We start from the raw sequence: 16,676 nt of genomic DNA on the forward strand, positions 1-16,676 counted from the left end.
TTTAATTATTTATCTGGTTGTATTCCCAATTCATCTCCTCCCCTTTCTTTTTTAACAAAAGAATTAAAAGCCTCATTTCCTTCTTCTTCCCAAAATTTGTCATACAATTTCCACTTAGAGAAATCTCTTTTTGGCTTCTCATCGTTACAATAATCTTTAGCCTTCTTCTTTTTCTTACTACTTCGATCAGAGCCGAAACCGCCAAAAAAGAATTTTGCCAATATTAATAAGCCAATTGCTTGCCAATACGTAATTGTTGTTAAGTCAAAAATTTCTGGCATTAACCAATTCCATAATCGCATAGCTACATATCCAAATAATGCAATAAATCCAACAATTGCAACTGTTATAAATAATCCTGTAAAAAACACTTCAAATGGTTTTTTACTTCTTAGTTTGTGTTTAATATAATGTTCCATAATCTTAATTAAATTTTATTTTTTTCTAATTCTTTATATAAAATAGAGAGCGCTCTATGTCTTCTAGACATTAAGGTTCCTTGCGGAATTCCTGTTTCATTTGCTAAATCTTTATAACTATAGCCTTCAAAATCGATGGCCAGTATTATTGCGCTATAATGCGGTTTTAATTTGTAAATCATTCGCATTAATTCGTGTTTCATTTTTTCAGAATATGCATTCGACGCTTCACCATAAAACACTTCCAATAAACTATCTATACGTTCTTTATTTGAGTCTTCAATACTGGTGTGTTTTTTATTAATTCTCATTGTATCAATAACCTTATTTCGCAATGCGTTGTAAACGAATCCAGTTACGTTATTTATAGGCGAAAGGCTATGGGCTCTAGAAAATAGTTTCAGAGCCACATCTTGTATAATATCTTCTGCCTCTCTGTCTACACTATCAGAAATTCGAGAATTTACATACCGTTTTAATATGGTGTATTCACTACTAAAAAAAGATTTTAATTTTTTGTAATTATCGTTCTCTGACATTTTTTAAAAGCATTTCTATGCGCTCTTCACTTATAAAGACGAAGCTTTTTAATTCTATTGCATTTTAATTTTAGAAAAATGAAAATTAACCAATATATCGCATTAATGTTTTACCTTTTTAGGAATTAATTATAAGTAGATTTCTTATCTTTGCAACCTAAACGTTTTGTATGAAGTTAGTATTTGTAACTATTGGATTATTAGCCCTTGCAGTACTTGGAATTGCAATTAAAATTTGGGCCAAAAAAGACGGTGAATTTGCCGGAACTTGTGCTAGTCAAAACCCGATGCTTAATAAAGACGGTGAAGCGTGTGGTTTCTGCGGTAAACTTCCTGAAAACTGTGAAAACAAATAATTAATGCAAGTTGTTTTTGTAATTTTTATTGCAATTACCTGCATACAGTTATTTTATTTTCTTTTTATATTTTCTAGATTTTCATTTTTAAAACCGAATTACGTTAAAGGTTCAGATACACCTGTATCCGTTTTAGTTTGTGCCAGAAATGAAGCCAAAAATCTTCCTCAATTACTTCCACAACTATTAAAGCAAAAACACACGAATTTTGAATTGGTATTAATCAATGATGGTTCTTATGATAGCACCCTTGAGATTTTTGAAGACTTTCAAGAAAAAAACATACATACACATGCCATCAAAATTGTAAATGTTGTTGAAAATGAGCAGTTTTGGGGAAATAAGAAATTTGCTCTTTCATTAGGCATTAAAGCAGCAACACATGAGCAGTTGCTTTTTACCGATGCTGATTGCGTTCCAAATTCTGAGCATTGGATTTCTGAAATGTCACATCATTTTTCAGATTCCAAACAAATTGTTTTGGGCTATGGAGCCTATGAAAAGGTTAAAAACAGCCCACTAAACAAACTCATTAGATTCGAAACACTGTATACGGCCTTACAGTATTTTTCCTATGCTAAAATTGGATTACCATACATGGGGGTTGGGCGTAACTTGGCTTATAAAAAAAGTTTGTTTTTTAAGGCTGGCGGGTTTGCAAAACACATGCACTTAAAATCAGGAGATGATGATTTATTTGTCAATATAAATGCAACAACAAAGAACACTGCATTGGCCTTTTCTACGAATAGTTTCACCAATTCAAAGCCAAATACAACTTTTAAAAATTGGATCCATCAAAAAAGAAGACATGTTTCTACAGCCAGTTTCTATAAAAGTACACATCAATTCTTTTTAGGACTCTCTTATAGTTCTCAATTATTATTTTGGTCATTTGCAATCTTTTTATTGGCTCTGCAATTCCAATGGAAAATTGTACTTGGAATCATTGGATTTAGAATGTTAGTACAATTATTTATTTTCGGTAAAACCGCCAAAAAATTAAATGAAAAAGACCTTATTCTATGGATTCCTTTTTTCGAACTATTTTTAATTGTGATACAATTGTTTATATTTATAAAAAATAAAGTATCAAAACCCACACATTGGTAGTCTTTTATGACCAATAAAGAAGAAATTCAAGAAATAATAAACAATGCACGTCTTGGACAAGAAAGTGCCTTTAAAAAATTGTTAAACACCTATTGGAGTGATGTATATCGGTTTCAATTTTCTAAGACCAATAATGAAAACGAAGCAGAAGATATTACCATAAAAACATTTGCCAAGGCTTTTGACAAAATAGACTTATACAGCGATAATTACAATTTCAAAACATGGATCATCTCCATTTCAAAAAATATTTTTATCGATTCTATAAGGGGTACAAAAAACGAAACCCTTTCTATTAATAAAGAAAATTCTGAAGCGTATCATATTTCTGACGATGCCCCTTCTCCAGAAGATAAAATTATCATTGACCAAAATTTAGCGGAGTTATTGGGCCATATTAAAAAGTTAAAACCCAAGCAACAAGAAATTATAAACCTGCGTTTCTTTCAAGAGCTCAGTTATAAAGAAATTGCCGTTAAAATGAACGAACCCATGAGCTCAGTTAAAGTAAATTTATTACGAGCAAAAAAATTACTCTCAGATATCATTCATAAAGCAAAATGATTCAAAAAATAAAGTCCTTAGGTCCGGGTTTAATCTTTGCTGGCGCTTCTATTGGAGTTTCTCATTTGGTTATGTCTACTAAGTCTGGTGCTATTTATGGGTATGGACTAATCTGGGCGCTATTAATAGTACACGTATTCAAATATCCTTTTTTCCAATATGGCCCTAGGTATGCCACTGCAACCGGAGAAAGCTTAATAGACGGCTATAAAAAATTAGGTAACTGGGTACTTATCACCTATTTCATAATTGCTTTTATTTCTATGTTTACCATTCAGGCTGCAGTTACAATTGTTACTGCAGGCTTGGCCATTAATCTTTTCGGTATTACTGATAACCCTGTAAACTGGAGTATTATTATTACAGTTATTTGTGTTTTAATTTTAATACTCGGACGCTATAAATTGTTAGACAACTTGATGAAGGTTATTATTGTGGTGTTAACTATAACTACAATCACTTCGGTTGTTTTTGCAGGATTCAAAACCGGAACACCAATAGAATTCACTCAAATACTACCCAAAGGCACCATTGAAATAGGGTTTCTTATTGCATTTTTAGGTTGGATGCCTTCACCTCTAGATCTATCCGTAATTCATTCACTATGGGCAATAGAAAAGAAAAATGAAACTAAAACTTTTAACACCAAAAAAAGCATCCTAGATTTTAACATTGGATATATCGCCACAATATTCTTAGGAGTTTGTTTTGTTTCGTTAGGGTATTTTGTAATGTTCGGAACTGGAAAAACCTTTAGTGCTAGTGCCGGAGGATTTGCACAACAACTGATCGACTTATACACACAGAGCATAGGTACTTGGGCCTATTACATTATTGCAATTGCAGCATTTATCACCATGTTTAGTACCACCTTAACAACATTAGATGCATCACCAAGAGCACTAGCCAAGGTTTTTGAGTTGTCTTTTCCTACTAAATTTAAAAAAGGGTATTGGTTCTGGATCGTACTTCTTGCTGCCGGCACCATTCTAATTTTACAATACTTTATGGAAAATATGAGTCAGTTGGTTTTTGTAGCTACTGTCTTATCCTTTTTAACAGCACCCTTCTTTGCTATTACAAACTTTATTCTAATTTCAAGCAAACACACTCCTAAAGAATGGCGTCCTTCCTTAGCGATGAAAATACTGAGTTATTTAGGTATTTTTTTCTTAATTGGATTTAGTGTTTGGTATTTAATGAATTTGTAAATTTGCAATCTAAATTTTAATTGATGGCTGAGACTTCAACAGTTGAAAAAGTAAAGAAACCTAAATGGTTACGTGTAAAATTACCAACGGGTAAAAAATACACGGAATTAAGAGGACTTGTAAACAAATACGACTTACATACCATTTGTACTAGTGGTAGTTGTCCTAATATGGGCGAATGTTGGGGAGAAGGTACTGCTACCTTTATGATTCTTGGAAATATTTGTACACGTTCTTGTGGGTTCTGTGGTGTAAAAACCGGAAGACCAGAAACAGTTGAATGGGCAGAGCCAGAAAAGGTTGCACGTTCTATAAAATTGATGAGCATTAAACATGCTGTCATCACATCTGTAGATAGAGACGATTTAAAAGATGGTGGTTCTATTATATGGGCAGAAACGGTAAAGGCGATCCGCCGTGCAAATCCAAAGACAACTTTAGAAACTTTAATTCCAGATTTTCAAGAAGACCATAAAGCCTTAGATCGTATTATAGAAGTTGCTCCAGAAGTAGTTTCTCATAATATTGAAACCGTAAGGAGATTGACACGTGAAGTTAGAATCCAAGCAAAATATGATAGAAGTTTAGCAGTTCTTAAATACTTAAAAGACCAAGGAATTAAAAGAACAAAGTCAGGAATAATGTTAGGCCTTGGTGAGACTGAAGAGGAAGTAATACAATCTATGCAAGATTTGGCAGATGCAAATGTAGACATTGTTACCATTGGACAATACTTACAACCAAGTAAAAAACATTTACCAGTTAAAGAATTTATTACTCCAGAACAATTCAAAAAATACGAAGAGATTGGTAAGAAAATGGGCTTTAGACACGTAGAAAGTGGCGCTTTGGTTCGTTCTTCTTATAAAGCACATAAACATATGGAATAGGTGATTAAACCTTTTACAAATTTAAGCGTCTAATTAGTAAATGGATTTTTCATAGGACCATTTTACATATAGTTAAGTTATTAGTTTACATGCCCTCCATCTGGAGGGCATTTTTCATTTAAAAAGATTCATTATATTTACTTTTCTAATTTGTATGCTATGTCTAAAGAATCCAATTTACTTGCAGGATTAATTATAGGAGTTGCCGCAGGTGCCGTTGCCGGTTTAATGCTCGCTCCATCATCAGGGAAAGAAACCAGAGAAGCCCTTAAAAACAAAACCAAGGGATTGAAAGCAGATTTAGATGCCAAACTTAATGCTCTGGATGAAAATGTTGTTGACGATTTGAAAGAAAAATTTAGTGATGTAAAAGAAGAAGCATCGGCTGAATATAAAAAAGTGGCTGCAAAAGTTCGGAAATTGGAACAAGAGATTGAAGACAAAATAAAGTCGCTTCGCCAACAAGCAGATAAACTTAATACCGAAAACTCTTAAATTTTGCTATGATAGATCTTTTAAAAGAGTATTTAGAGAAACGAGTTCAACTTGTAAAATATGAGTTGATCGGAATTTTTGCCAACGTTGCTTCTGGTTTGGTAACGTCTTTACTACTCCTTGTTTTGGCACTATTTATATTATGCATGTTCAGTTTTGCCTTGGCTTTTTGGCTTGGACAACTCCTAGACAATACAGCCCTTGGCTTCGCATGTGTAGGCGGATTTTATACTTTACTATTCATTATTTACATGTTTGTTAGCAAAGACAAAGTAGAACTTAAAATAAAGGACCAGATAGTAAAGTCTGCTTTATCTGCTGAAGGAAAAGAAAACAACTCAATTGAATCAGAATCTTAAATTATGAGTATTAAAACGTATCAAGATTTAATTGCGGCTAAAAAAGAGTTAAAACAAGAAATTACAACTGTAGAGACTGCCATTAAAGACAATAAACTTCTCAGGTTTTCGAGCACTATAATTGATGGTAAATCATTGAAAAAACCCATCATAGAAACTTTAGGCGGACTCGATTTAAAAAATGTCTTAGCCAGCCCCTTAGGTAGTTTGGCAAGTACTTTCTTTCTTTCTAATAAGTATGTTCGAAAATATTTTGTTGCCTTCACAATTCTGAAAGAAACAATTCCTTATGCTTATGGAAAAATAAAGGAAATGTTAGAGCAGCAAGAAAATCTTAAAAAAGATATTAATCAAACTTAATAGCCTTTACTGGACTTATTTTGGTTATGATATAAGACGGAATTAGCAACATTAACAAACACAGTAAAAGTGTTCCAATATTTAACAACACAATATATCCCACACTAATATAAACAGGAGCTTCACGCACATAATAAGTGTCTGGGTCTAAGGTTATCACTCCAAAATACTGTTGAATCAACAACAAACTGATTCCTATTAAATTTCCCCAAAACAAACCTCTTAAAATAATATAAGATGCATTGTACAAGAATAGTTTTCGTACGCTCCAATTAGTACTGCCCAATGATTTTAAAATCCCAATCATTTGAGTTCGTTCTAGAATTAGCACAAGCAAAGCTGTAATCATATTAATTCCAGCTACTAAAATCATTATGATAATGATTAAAGCTATATTATTATCAAACAACTTAATCCATTCAAATATACCAGGGTATTTACTTAAAATAGTTGTTGTATTAAGTTCAGATGGTGTTTCTGCGTATATCTGGTCCCCTTTAAAACGAATCATGTTAAAGTCATTTACAAAAATTTCAAAACCTCCCACCTGATTCGAATCCCATTTATTCAATCGTTGTATTTGTTTTAGATCTGCAAAAACAACACTTTCGTCAAACTCTTGCATTCCTGAATTGTAAATACCAACCACTTTAAACTTTCGAACACTCGGTGGTTTTGAAATATCCTCTTTTAAAAAGAAGGTATTGAACTCGTCTCCAACTTTAAATTGCAATCGATTGCTAATATGCTCAGACAACAGTACCTCCTCACTATATTCATCTCCAAATACAGGTAATGCACCTTCTACCAAATACTCTTGTAAAAATTGCCAATCGTACTCTTGCCCTACTCCTTTTACAACAACACCTTCAAAATCAGTTTCCGTTTTAATAATTGCAGGTTTTGTAGCATAGGCTTGTATATGCCTAATTCCATCTACCAAATTAAAATCTGGGTAAAAAGATTGCTCCGCAGACACCGGTACTAAGGTTATTTCAGAATTGTTATTGTCGAAATTGGTAATTTGAACATGCCCATTAAACCCGGCAACCTTATCTCTAATTTTATCTTGCAAACCAATACCCGTTGCAATGGCAATCATCATGATTATAATTCCCAATGAAATTGCCACTATGGCAATTTTTATAATTGGTGATGAAATACTACTTTTATGCTTAGCAGATTTCGTTAGCCTTTTTGCAATAAATAATTCGTAATTCAAATTAAAACATGGTACAAGTTCGATTCAAAAATACACAATTCTTTTCGGTTATATTCATCCTATTTTCGATGATTTCTTGTGCGCAAAGCAATGCAATAAACGAAAAGGAAATAATTGTATCTGCAAACAGAACAAGTGCGTATTTACCGTTATTGCAGAACAAAAAAGTTGCTATAGTTTCTAATCAAACGAGTGTTATTTTTAAAGAAAACGGCAATACCCACATAATTGACTCCCTATTGAGTCTGAACATTAATGTTGTAAAAGCCTTTGCACCTGAACATGGTTTTAGAGGTAAGGCAGATGCTGGTGAACATGTTGAAGATGGTATCGATACCAAAACAGGGCTTCCAATAATTTCATTACACGGCAAAAACAGAAAACCACAACCCGATACTTTAGAGGGTGTTGACATTGTTTTGTTCGATATACAAGATGTAGGGGTTCGTTTTTACACCTATATTTCTACCATGAGTAATGTAATGGAGGCTTGTGCTGAACAAGGAATTCCGGTTATTGTATTGGACAGGCCTAACCCTAACGGGCATTATATTGATGGCCCAACTTTGAAACCTGAACACAAAAGTTTTCTGGGCATGCACCCTATACCTCTAGTGTATGGAATGACCATTGGCGAATATGCACATATGGTAAACGGTGAAGGTTGGCTTAAAAACAATATTAAATGCGATTTAATTGTAATTGAATTAATAAATTACACACATCATTCGGAATATCATTTACCAATAAGACCTTCTCCGAACTTACCAAATGATCAATCCATTAACCTCTACCCTAGTTTAGGTTTTTTTGAAGGCACCCCAATTAACGCAGGTCGCGGAACTGAATTCCAATTTCAACGCTATGGCTCTCCAAATTTTCCAATTTCTGAATTCACTTATACGCCAGCACCTAATTTTGGATCTAAATATCCAAAACATGAAGGCAAGGAATGTAACGGAGTTGATCTAAGTACAACGCCAAGACAATCAAAAGTAAACATGACATGGTTGGTCGATGCCTATCAAAAATCACCAGATAAGGAGGCCTTTTTTGGTAAAACATTTACAATTCATGCGGGCTCCCCAAAATTAAAAGAACAGTTGAAAAATGGTTTGTCTGCCCTGGAGATTGAGAGTTCTTGGAAAGTTGAAATCGAAAAATTTAAACAAATTAGAGAAAAACATCTGATATACAGATAGATGCGTTCAAATTCCAAATCGAAAAAATCGAGGAGGCACGGTGCTTTAAATGGTTTTTTTCGACGAACCATTATTCAGATACGTAAATTGAGTCATTAATTTTATTCTTATATTTGATAAGCTTAAAACGAACAAATGAAAAAAATCACACTAATTTTATTCCTTTTCCTGACCGTTATTGGCTTCAGTCAAAGCAATCCAATAGAAAAAGAGAATAACCGTAACTGGGACAATACGATGTTTGCTGGAAATAAGTTCACGTATGGTAGTAGTGATAAATGGCGTCATTCAGCAGAGTTTCAAACACGATACAAAGATGATTTAGGAGCCTTAGATAATTGGTTGGTAGAATATGCTGGGACTTATTTGTATAAAAAAAATTGGGAAATCGTTCCCGATTTCAGGTTTACAAGAAAGCCAGAACGTTATGAATATAGGCCTGGAATTGGGGTAATCTACAAAAGCATCAATGAAGAGAAACGCACACAATTAGTTCACCAAGTTAAATACCAATATGACATAAGAACTGAAGGTGAACCTAATTCTCATGGACTGCGGTATGTTGCATTTTATAATAAAGTAATTAATGATGAATTGGTAATTACAGCCCTAGCCGGCGGGTTATTTGAATTTGGAGAAGAATTCAATGGCTTTTTAGGTCTAAGAACCGGAGTAAGTGCTGCCTACGTTATAAACAAAGCCCATTCAGTTAATATAGGGTACTTCTATGGATTAATAAACGAGAAAACCAATGACTATACCAATGTAGGAGTCTTCTCTCTTTCATTAATTATTAACATCAGTAGAGATTACAAATATTTACCTGCAAAGTATTTTACTTTGTAAATTCTTTTTATTTTATGAAAGCAAAACGCATCGCTTTAATACCTGTATTATTTTTATTTATTCAAATGACACAGGCGCAAGGTACTTCTGCAGATTTTGTACCTACGGATAAACAAAAAGATTGGGGTTTTGCCATAGCACCTTATGTTATGTTTGCTGCACAATCTACCGATGTAGGTGGTGAAAAAATCAGATCTTCTTTTAATGATCTTAGTTCCATAACAAATAGCGGATTTCAACTAATTGGAGCCGTACGATATAAAAAATGGACGGCGTTAGTTGATGGTACATTTGCCCATTTAGGTTATGATGATAGTTCTGAGGTTTTAAACATCGATTTAAAAATTGTACAGACCATTTTAGATTTACGATTGGGATATAATGTCTATGAAAATTTTCAATTTGATGAAGATGAAGTTTTGAAAGGTTGGTCTTTAAATGTAAACGCAGGCACAAAATATTGGCGTAATGACTTAGGTATTGGTTATAAATTGGGTATAGGAGACACTATTATAACGGAAGGTAACATTGATGAAATTCAACGTTGGTGGGATTTAATGATCGGTGTTAATTTTAGATTTGTATTGAGTAAAAAAGTATTACTTGGCGTTTCTGCTTCTAGTGGTGGTTTTGGTATAGGCAAATCGAACGACTTCTCTTATGACTTCACTTATTCCAATTCTTTTTTAGTTTCAGATTTAATCATGATCAATGCGGGGTTTCGAAACTTTAGATACAACCGAACCGACGGTGCTGGAGAAACTGAGTTAGAAACAACCGTAAATGTATTAGGCCCATTGATTGGAGTCACATTTAAATTATAATATTATGAAAAATAGCATCAATAAGTTTTTATCCGCACTAATTATTCTAGGCTGTTCTCTTCAAGTTTTCAGTCAGCAGAAAGAACAAATTAGTCAAGCTCAAAAAATTGTAAATGATTTTTTAGTTGAAGAACAAATTCCAGGAATGGCCATTTCGGTTTCCAAAGGCAAAAAACTCATATGGTCTCAAGGTTTTGGTTTTATGGATGTAGAAAACAATAAAAAAGTAGATCCAGCTACCACGCAATTTAGAATTGCAAGTATTTCAAAAACGCTAACTGCGTTAGGCATGGGCATATTAGTTGATGAAAACAGACTTGATTTCGATGCGAGCGTCTATGCATACATTCCAGATTACCCTAAGAAAAAATATGATTTTACAGTTCGTCAGGTTGCCGGGCATATCGCTGGTATTCGACATTATAAAAAAGATGAGTTCCTGATGAATAAAAAAATGGATATTGTTGAAGGCTTAGCTATTTTTAAAGATGATCCTTTACTATTTGAACCAGGTTCTGAATATAAATACAGTACATATGGTTGGAATTTATTAAGTGTTGTGGTGCAAAATGCTGAAGGTGAAGAATTCAATCAGTTTATGAAAAGAAAAGTTTTCTCGCCTTTAAAAATGTCCGCTACCGAAATTGGAATTTCCGATATCGATATGCCGAATAGAACTAAATTTTATATCAAACAAAATGGTAAAATTGAAGTTGGACCACAAGTAAACAACGAATTTAAAGTTGCAGGTGGTGGTTTCATTTCAACCTCTGAAGATTTAGTGAAGTTCGGACAGGAGTTTATCAATCCAAATATTATATCAGAAGAAACAAAACAAGATATTGTAACACCTTTACTGAAAAATGATGGCACTAAAACTAAATATGGAGTTGGTATTGGAGTGTTAACTGTAGCAAACAATACACTACGCTATTCTCACTCTGGTGGCGGTATGGGAGCAACTACAATGCTCCTCATCTATCCCGAAAAAGATCTCGTCATTACAATTCTAACCAATCTATCGAGTGTAAATATTCGCAAACTAGTGGGTGAATTGGAAGGTGTGTTTGTTTTATAACCAATTCTATCTCATTGGAAACTGCTCCTTCAGCGCTTCAACAATATTATAAGCAGCCGGACAGATTTCAATATTTTTTAAGGTAAGATCGGTAATCTGAATAAACTTTCGCCTATCTGTATGTGGATATTCCCTACATGCTTTTGGCCTTACATCGTAGATAAAACAAGAATTATCTGTATCTAAAAAAGTACAAGGCACGGTTTGCATCACATAAAAGTCGTCACCGTCTCGTTCTAAATATTGCTTTATAAAATCTACTTCTTTCATACGTAAATGCTTAGAAATACGCTGAATATCTTTTTCAGTTACGATAGGACTTGATGTTTTACAACAATTACCGCAATCCATGCAATCTGTCTTTGCAAACTCCTCTTTATGCAATTCTTGCATCAATGGATCTAACCTTTTTCGCTGACGCTTTTTTAAGCGTTGAAAGTATTTTTTAGTTTCTGCGTGCGTCTCGGCTGCTAATTTTGGTAATTCTTCTGGCGTAGGTTTTATCATACTACAAATATAAAATCAAAATTGTAACTTAGTCCTACCTAATCTAACTTAATCATGAAACTTATAACTAAACTATGCATTTTCTTCTTTTGTTTTTGCTCATTTGCACAACAAAATTGGCTTAAAGGAAACCTACATACCCACTCTCTATGGAGCGATGGTGACGATTTTCCAGAAATGATTATCAAATGGTACAAAGACAATGGATATCAGTTTGTTGCCATTTCGGATCATAACACGATAGCAGATGAAATAAGATGGATAAAAATGAAGGATAGAGAAGTTAAAAACAAGACACTTCTAAAATACAAAACCACCTTTGGAGATTGGGTTGAGGCTAAGGATAGTTTAAATGAAACCTACGTTAGATTAAAGACATACAAAGAATACAAAAACAAAATGGAAACGGTAGGTAAATTCACCATTATAAAATCGGAAGAAGTAACTTCTAGTTTTCAAAAAAAACCCATCCATATTAATGTTTCTAATCTACAAGAATACATTCCTCCTTTTACAGGGAATTCTGTTGTAGAAGTAATGCAAAAAACCTTAGATCATGTGCATGAGCAAAGAGAGAAAACCAATACTCCTATGATTGCGCATATCAACCACCCTAATTTTGGATATGGAATTACCGCTGAAGACATGAAAAAGTTAACAGGTGAACAGTTTTTTGAGGTGTATAACGGGCATCCAGCTGTTCATAATGAAGGTGATCATGAGCATATGAGCATTGAAGAAATGTGGGACATTATTAATGTTTCTTATTACAAACAAGGGAAACCGCTACTCTATGGTATCGGCACCGATGACAGCCATCATTATCATAAATTTGCTCCAGAATTGAGCAATACTGGGCGCGGGTGGATTATGGTTAACACAATAGACAATGAACCAAATGCCATTATCACAGCTATGGAAAAGGGACTGTTTTACGCTTCAAGTGGAGTAACATTAAGTACTGTTAGCGTAAGTAAAAGTGAATATTCTATTGCCATAGAAAAAGTGCCAGGAAATAATTATGAAATTATCTTTTATGGCTTAAAAAAAGGAACTGATAAAGTAATTGAATTGTCAAAAACGAACGGTACAAATGCACGTTATTCATTTCAAAATAATGATGTATTTGTGAGAGCAAAAATCAACTCGACGTACAAAATAAAGAACCCATACAAAGAAGGCGAAACAGCCCAAGCTTGGACCCAACCCGTTCTTGTTAAATAATTAGAATCTTTAATTCTAATTATCCCTCTTTTATTCTTAAATTTGCAGCTCATTTTTTAGACCTTAAAACATGCAGCAAAAGATTGAGTTAGCAGTAAAAGATGCTTTTAAAACCATTTATGATGTAGAAATTCCTTCGGTTGAATTTCAAGCAACACGTAAAGATTTTGAAGGAGATATTACCATTGTCGTTTTTGCTTTTTTAAGGCATGTAAAAGGAAACCCGGTTCAGATAGGAACAAATATTGGTGAGTACCTAAAAGAAAATGTAGGTGAAGTAGCTGATTTTAATGTTGTAAAAGGCTTTTTAAACTTAGTTATATCTAATGCTTCTTTTATCAACGGGTTCAACGAAATCTATTCAAATGATTCGTTTGGTGTAATTGCACCAAATGCTAATGAAAAAGCCGAAATGGTGGAGTACTCATCTCCTAACACGAACAAACCATTGCATTTGGGACATATCAGAAATAATTTATTAGGCTTTTCTGTTGCTGAAATTATTGCCGCTTCTGGTAAAAAAGTATACAAGACTCAAATTATCAATGACCGTGGAATTCATATTTGTAAATCTATGTTGGCTTGGGAAAAGTTTGGAAATGGTGAAACTCCAGAAAGCACAGGATTAAAAGGTGATAAATTGGTTGGAAACTATTATGTAAAGTTTGACCAAGAATACAAAAAGGAAATTGCCAATTTAATAGCCGATGGCGCAACGGAAGAGGAAACTAAAAAAAACGCTCCACTCCTACTCGAAGCACAAGAAATGCTGCGTAAATGGGAAGCGGGAGATGATAAAGTAGTGGCGCTTTGGAAAGAAATGAACCAATGGGTGTATGCTGGTTTTGATGCTACTTACAAAGAATTAGGCGTTGATTTTGATAAAAACTATTACGAAAGCAACACTTATTTATTAGGAAAAGATGTGGTTTCCGACGGATTAGAGCGCGGGGTATTCTTCAAAAAAGAAGATGGCTCGGTTTGGATCGATTTAACCGATGAAGGCTTGGATGAAAAAATTGTGTTACGTTCTGATGGAACTGCGGTTTATATGACGCAAGATATTGGAACAGCCATTGAGCGTTTTAAAGATTTTGATCTAGACGCTTTAACATATACTGTTGGTAATGAGCAAGATTACCATTTTAAAGTACTATTTCTAATCCTTAAAAAATTAGGGTTTGATTGGGCAGAAAACTGCTTCCATTTATCCTACGGTATGGTAGATTTACCTTCAGGTAAAATGAAGTCTAGAGAAGGAACTGTAGTAGATGCTGATGATTTAATTGTTGAAATGGTAAATACGGCGCGTTCTATTTCTGAAGAATTAGGGAAATTAGAAGGATATTCAAACGAAGAAAAAGAAGCCTTATACAGAACCATAGGATTAGGTGCTTTAAAATATTACATCTTAAAGGTAGATCCTAAAAAACGAATCTTATTCGACCCAAAAGAATCGATTGATTTTCAAGGAAATACAGGCCCTTTTATTCAATACACATACGCAAGAATTCAATCTATATTACGAAAAGCAGATTTCAATTTCGATGTCATACTGAACGATAGTGAAGTATCTCTTCACCCAAAGGAAAAAGAAGTGATTAAGTTATTGCAACAGTTTCCTGAAGTAATTCAAAATGCAGCTAAAAACCATAGTCCGGCATTGATTGCGAATTACACTTATGATTTGGTAAAAGAGTACAATTCATTCTATCAAACTGTACCAATTTTAGGGAGTACCGTTGAAGTAGAAAAAGTATTCAGAACACGTTTGTCTAAAAAAGTAGCAGACGTCATTAAAACAGCGTTTGGTTTATTAGGGATTGATGTTCCTGAAAGAATGTAGTCGCAAGGCAAAACCATAAAGACTGTCATTCTGAACAAATTTTAAAGATGCCGTGAAGAATCTTAACCAATATTTAGATTCTTCGTTACACTCAGAATGACATTATTAAACAATAAAAAATACTGATTTATTCCGTATTTTTGCAAAACGAAAAACAATATTAAAAATCAACATAGAATGAAATACGACATCATCATTATAGGAAGTGGACCAGGAGGATACGTTACAGGAATAAGAGCCTCACAGTTAGGTTTTAAAGTAGCCATCGTAGAAAAGGAAAACTTAGGGGGTATTTGTTTAAACTGGGGATGTATCCCAACAAAAGCCTTGTTAAAAAGTGCACAGGTATACGATTACTTAAAGCATGTTGATGAGTACGGTTTAAAAGCAGAAGCAATCGATAAAGATTTTTCTGCAGTAATTAAGCGTAGTCGTGGTGTTGCAGATGGAATGAGCAAGGGTGTTCAGTTCTTAATGAAGAAAAACAAAATTGATGTAATTGAAGGTTTTGGTAAAATTAAAACGGGTAAAAAAGTGGATGTTACAGATGCCGATGGTAAAGTTACTGAATATAGCGCAGACAATATTATTATTGCAACGGGTGCACGTAGCCGTGAATTACCAAACTTACCACAAGATGGTAAAAAAGTAATTGGATACCGCCAAGCAATGACCCTACCAGAGCAACCAAAGAAAATGATTGTAGTTGGTTCTGGTGCTATTGGAGTTGAATTCGCACATTTCTATAATTCTATGGGTACAGAAGTAACAATAGTTGAATTTATGCCGAATGTAGTTCCTGTTGAAGACAAAGATATCTCGAAGCAATTTGAGCGTTCTTTAAAGAAATCGGGGATTAAAGTAATGACAAATTCTTCTGTTGAATCTGTTGATACTTCTGGTGCCGGCGTTGTTGCAACCGTTAAAACAAAAAAAGGAGAACAAACTTTAGAAGCGGATATTTTATTATCGGCAGTAGGAATTAAATCAAACATTGAAAACATTGGATTGGAAGATGTTGGAATTGTAGTTGACAGAGATAAAATCTTAGTAAACGATTTTTACCAAACTAATATCCCTGGATACTATGCTATTGGTGATGTTGTTCCAGGACAAGCATTAGCACACGTTGCTTCTGCTGAAGGAATTACTTGTGTTGAGAAATTAGCAGGGTTACACGTAGATGCAATTGATTACGGAAATGTACCAGGTTGTACATATGCTACACCTGAAATTGCAAGCGTTGGTTTAACTGAAGAAAAAGCGATAGAAGCGGGATACGATTTAAAGGTTGGAAAATTCCCTTTCTCTGCCTCTGGTAAAGCAAAAGCAGCTGGGACGCCTGATGGATTTGTAAAGGTAATCTTTGACGCTAAATATGGCGAATGGTTAGGCTGCCATATGATTGGCGCTGGAGTTACAGATATGATTGCTGAAGCGGTTGTTGCGCGTAAATTAGAAACAACTGGGCACGAAGTATTAAAAGCAATTCACCCACACCCTACAATGAGTGAGGCTGTGATGGAAGCAGTTGCAGATGCTTATGATGAAGTGATTCACTTATAATAAAGGAAGTAATGTCATTTCGAGCATAGACGAGAAATCTCTTCCAATTATTAAA

General features: G+C 34.0%; 19 protein-coding genes. 15 read left to right on the forward strand and 4 right to left on the reverse strand.

What is annotated here, in order from left to right; genetic code table 11:
- Positions 1–5: 5 nt before the first annotated feature.
- Both RM519_RS11655 and RM519_RS11660 read right to left on the reverse strand, forming a co-directional pair.
- Positions 6–419: a hypothetical protein gene (locus RM519_RS11655; RefSeq protein WP_311593991.1), complete on the reverse strand. Its 414-nt coding sequence runs from the start codon at positions 417–419 to the stop codon at positions 6–8.
- Between the two features lie 8 nt (positions 420–427).
- Positions 428–958, reverse strand: a complete 531-nt coding sequence (locus tag RM519_RS11660; RefSeq protein WP_311593992.1) for an RNA polymerase sigma factor — start codon at positions 956–958, stop codon at positions 428–430.
- 170 nt (positions 959–1,128) lie between these two features.
- On the opposite strand from RM519_RS11660, the gene RM519_RS11665 reads away from it, so the two are divergent.
- The 8 genes from RM519_RS11665 (at position 1,129) to RM519_RS11700 (ending at position 6,306) form a co-directional block, all read left to right on the forward strand.
- Positions 1,129–1,314 carry a membrane or secreted protein gene (locus tag RM519_RS11665; protein ID WP_311593993.1) on the forward strand — a complete coding sequence of 62 codons (186 nt, stop codon included), beginning with the start codon at positions 1,129–1,131 and terminating at the stop codon, positions 1,312–1,314.
- A gap of 3 nt (positions 1,315–1,317) precedes the next feature.
- A complete protein-coding gene (locus tag RM519_RS11670; RefSeq protein WP_311593994.1) occupies positions 1,318–2,427 on the forward strand; it encodes a glycosyltransferase in 1,110 nt (369 codons plus the stop codon).
- 6 nt (positions 2,428–2,433) lie between these two features.
- Positions 2,434–2,991, forward strand: a complete 558-nt coding sequence (locus tag RM519_RS11675; RefSeq protein ID WP_311593995.1) for an RNA polymerase sigma factor — start codon at positions 2,434–2,436, stop codon at positions 2,989–2,991.
- Positions 2,988–4,202 carry an Nramp family divalent metal transporter gene (locus RM519_RS11680; RefSeq protein ID WP_311593996.1) on the forward strand — a complete coding sequence of 405 codons (1,215 nt, stop codon included), beginning with the start codon at positions 2,988–2,990 and terminating at the stop codon, positions 4,200–4,202. The genes RM519_RS11675 and RM519_RS11680 overlap by 4 nt, the downstream gene beginning before the upstream one ends.
- 23 nt (positions 4,203–4,225) lie before the next feature.
- Positions 4,226–5,092: a lipoyl synthase gene (lipA, locus tag RM519_RS11685; RefSeq protein ID WP_311593997.1), complete on the forward strand. Its 867-nt coding sequence runs from the start codon at positions 4,226–4,228 to the stop codon at positions 5,090–5,092.
- Positions 5,093–5,251: 159 nt separating this feature from the next.
- Positions 5,252–5,587 carry a YtxH domain-containing protein gene (locus RM519_RS11690; protein WP_311593998.1) on the forward strand — a complete coding sequence of 112 codons (336 nt, stop codon included), beginning with the start codon at positions 5,252–5,254 and terminating at the stop codon, positions 5,585–5,587.
- An 8-nt stretch (positions 5,588–5,595) separates the two neighbouring features.
- The gene (locus tag RM519_RS11695) at positions 5,596–5,946 is read left to right on the forward strand and encodes a phage holin family protein (RefSeq protein WP_311593999.1); all 351 of its coding nucleotides are present in this window, start codon (positions 5,596–5,598) and stop codon (positions 5,944–5,946) included.
- A 3-nt stretch (positions 5,947–5,949) separates the two neighbouring features.
- Positions 5,950–6,306 carry a hypothetical protein gene (locus tag RM519_RS11700; protein WP_311594000.1) on the forward strand — a complete coding sequence of 119 codons (357 nt, stop codon included), beginning with the start codon at positions 5,950–5,952 and terminating at the stop codon, positions 6,304–6,306.
- On the opposite strand, the gene RM519_RS11705 is transcribed toward RM519_RS11700, so the two are convergent.
- Complete coding sequence (locus tag RM519_RS11705) at positions 6,293–7,528, reverse strand: ABC transporter permease (RefSeq protein ID WP_311594001.1); 1,236 nt, start codon at positions 7,526–7,528, stop codon at positions 6,293–6,295. The genes RM519_RS11700 and RM519_RS11705 overlap by 14 nt on opposite strands.
- An 8-nt stretch (positions 7,529–7,536) precedes the next feature.
- On the opposite strand from RM519_RS11705, the gene RM519_RS11710 reads away from it, so the two are divergent.
- The 4 genes from RM519_RS11710 (at position 7,537) to RM519_RS11725 (ending at position 11,478) form a co-directional block, all read left to right on the forward strand.
- The gene (locus RM519_RS11710) at positions 7,537–8,730 is read left to right on the forward strand and encodes an exo-beta-N-acetylmuramidase NamZ family protein (RefSeq protein WP_432280185.1); all 1,194 of its coding nucleotides are present in this window, start codon (positions 7,537–7,539) and stop codon (positions 8,728–8,730) included.
- A 135-nt stretch (positions 8,731–8,865) separates the two neighbouring features.
- A complete protein-coding gene (locus RM519_RS11715; RefSeq protein ID WP_311594002.1) occupies positions 8,866–9,576 on the forward strand; it encodes a DUF2490 domain-containing protein in 711 nt (236 codons plus the stop codon).
- 14 nt (positions 9,577–9,590) lie between these two features.
- Entirely contained in the window at positions 9,591–10,400 is an 810-nt protein-coding gene (locus RM519_RS11720) for a hypothetical protein (protein ID WP_311594003.1), read from the forward strand.
- 4 nt (positions 10,401–10,404) lie between these two features.
- Positions 10,405–11,478, forward strand: a complete 1,074-nt coding sequence (locus RM519_RS11725; RefSeq protein ID WP_311594004.1) for a serine hydrolase domain-containing protein — start codon at positions 10,405–10,407, stop codon at positions 11,476–11,478.
- Positions 11,479–11,484: 6 nt separating this feature from the next.
- On the opposite strand, the gene RM519_RS11730 is transcribed toward RM519_RS11725, so the two are convergent.
- Entirely contained in the window at positions 11,485–11,985 is a 501-nt protein-coding gene (locus RM519_RS11730; RefSeq protein ID WP_432280186.1) for a YkgJ family cysteine cluster protein, read from the reverse strand.
- 54 nt (positions 11,986–12,039) lie between these two features.
- Between RM519_RS11730 and RM519_RS11735 the strand changes: the two genes are divergently transcribed.
- The 3 genes from RM519_RS11735 to lpdA all read left to right on the forward strand — a co-directional run bounded on the left by RM519_RS11735 (position 12,040) and on the right by lpdA (position 16,621).
- Entirely contained in the window at positions 12,040–13,209 is a 1,170-nt protein-coding gene (locus RM519_RS11735; protein ID WP_311594005.1) for a PHP domain-containing protein, read from the forward strand.
- A gap of 70 nt (positions 13,210–13,279) precedes the next feature.
- Positions 13,280–15,055, forward strand: coding sequence for an arginine--tRNA ligase (gene argS, locus RM519_RS11740; RefSeq protein WP_311594006.1), 1,776 nt, complete (start codon positions 13,280–13,282; stop codon positions 15,053–15,055).
- A gap of 177 nt (positions 15,056–15,232) precedes the next feature.
- Complete coding sequence (lpdA, locus tag RM519_RS11745) at positions 15,233–16,621, forward strand: dihydrolipoyl dehydrogenase (protein WP_311594007.1); 1,389 nt, start codon at positions 15,233–15,235, stop codon at positions 16,619–16,621.
- The last annotated feature ends 55 nt before the right edge of the window (positions 16,622–16,676 follow it).

It is taken from the genome of Urechidicola vernalis, assembly GCF_031846385.1.
In the GTDB taxonomy this organism is placed as follows: domain Bacteria; phylum Bacteroidota; class Bacteroidia; order Flavobacteriales; family Flavobacteriaceae; genus Urechidicola; species Urechidicola vernalis.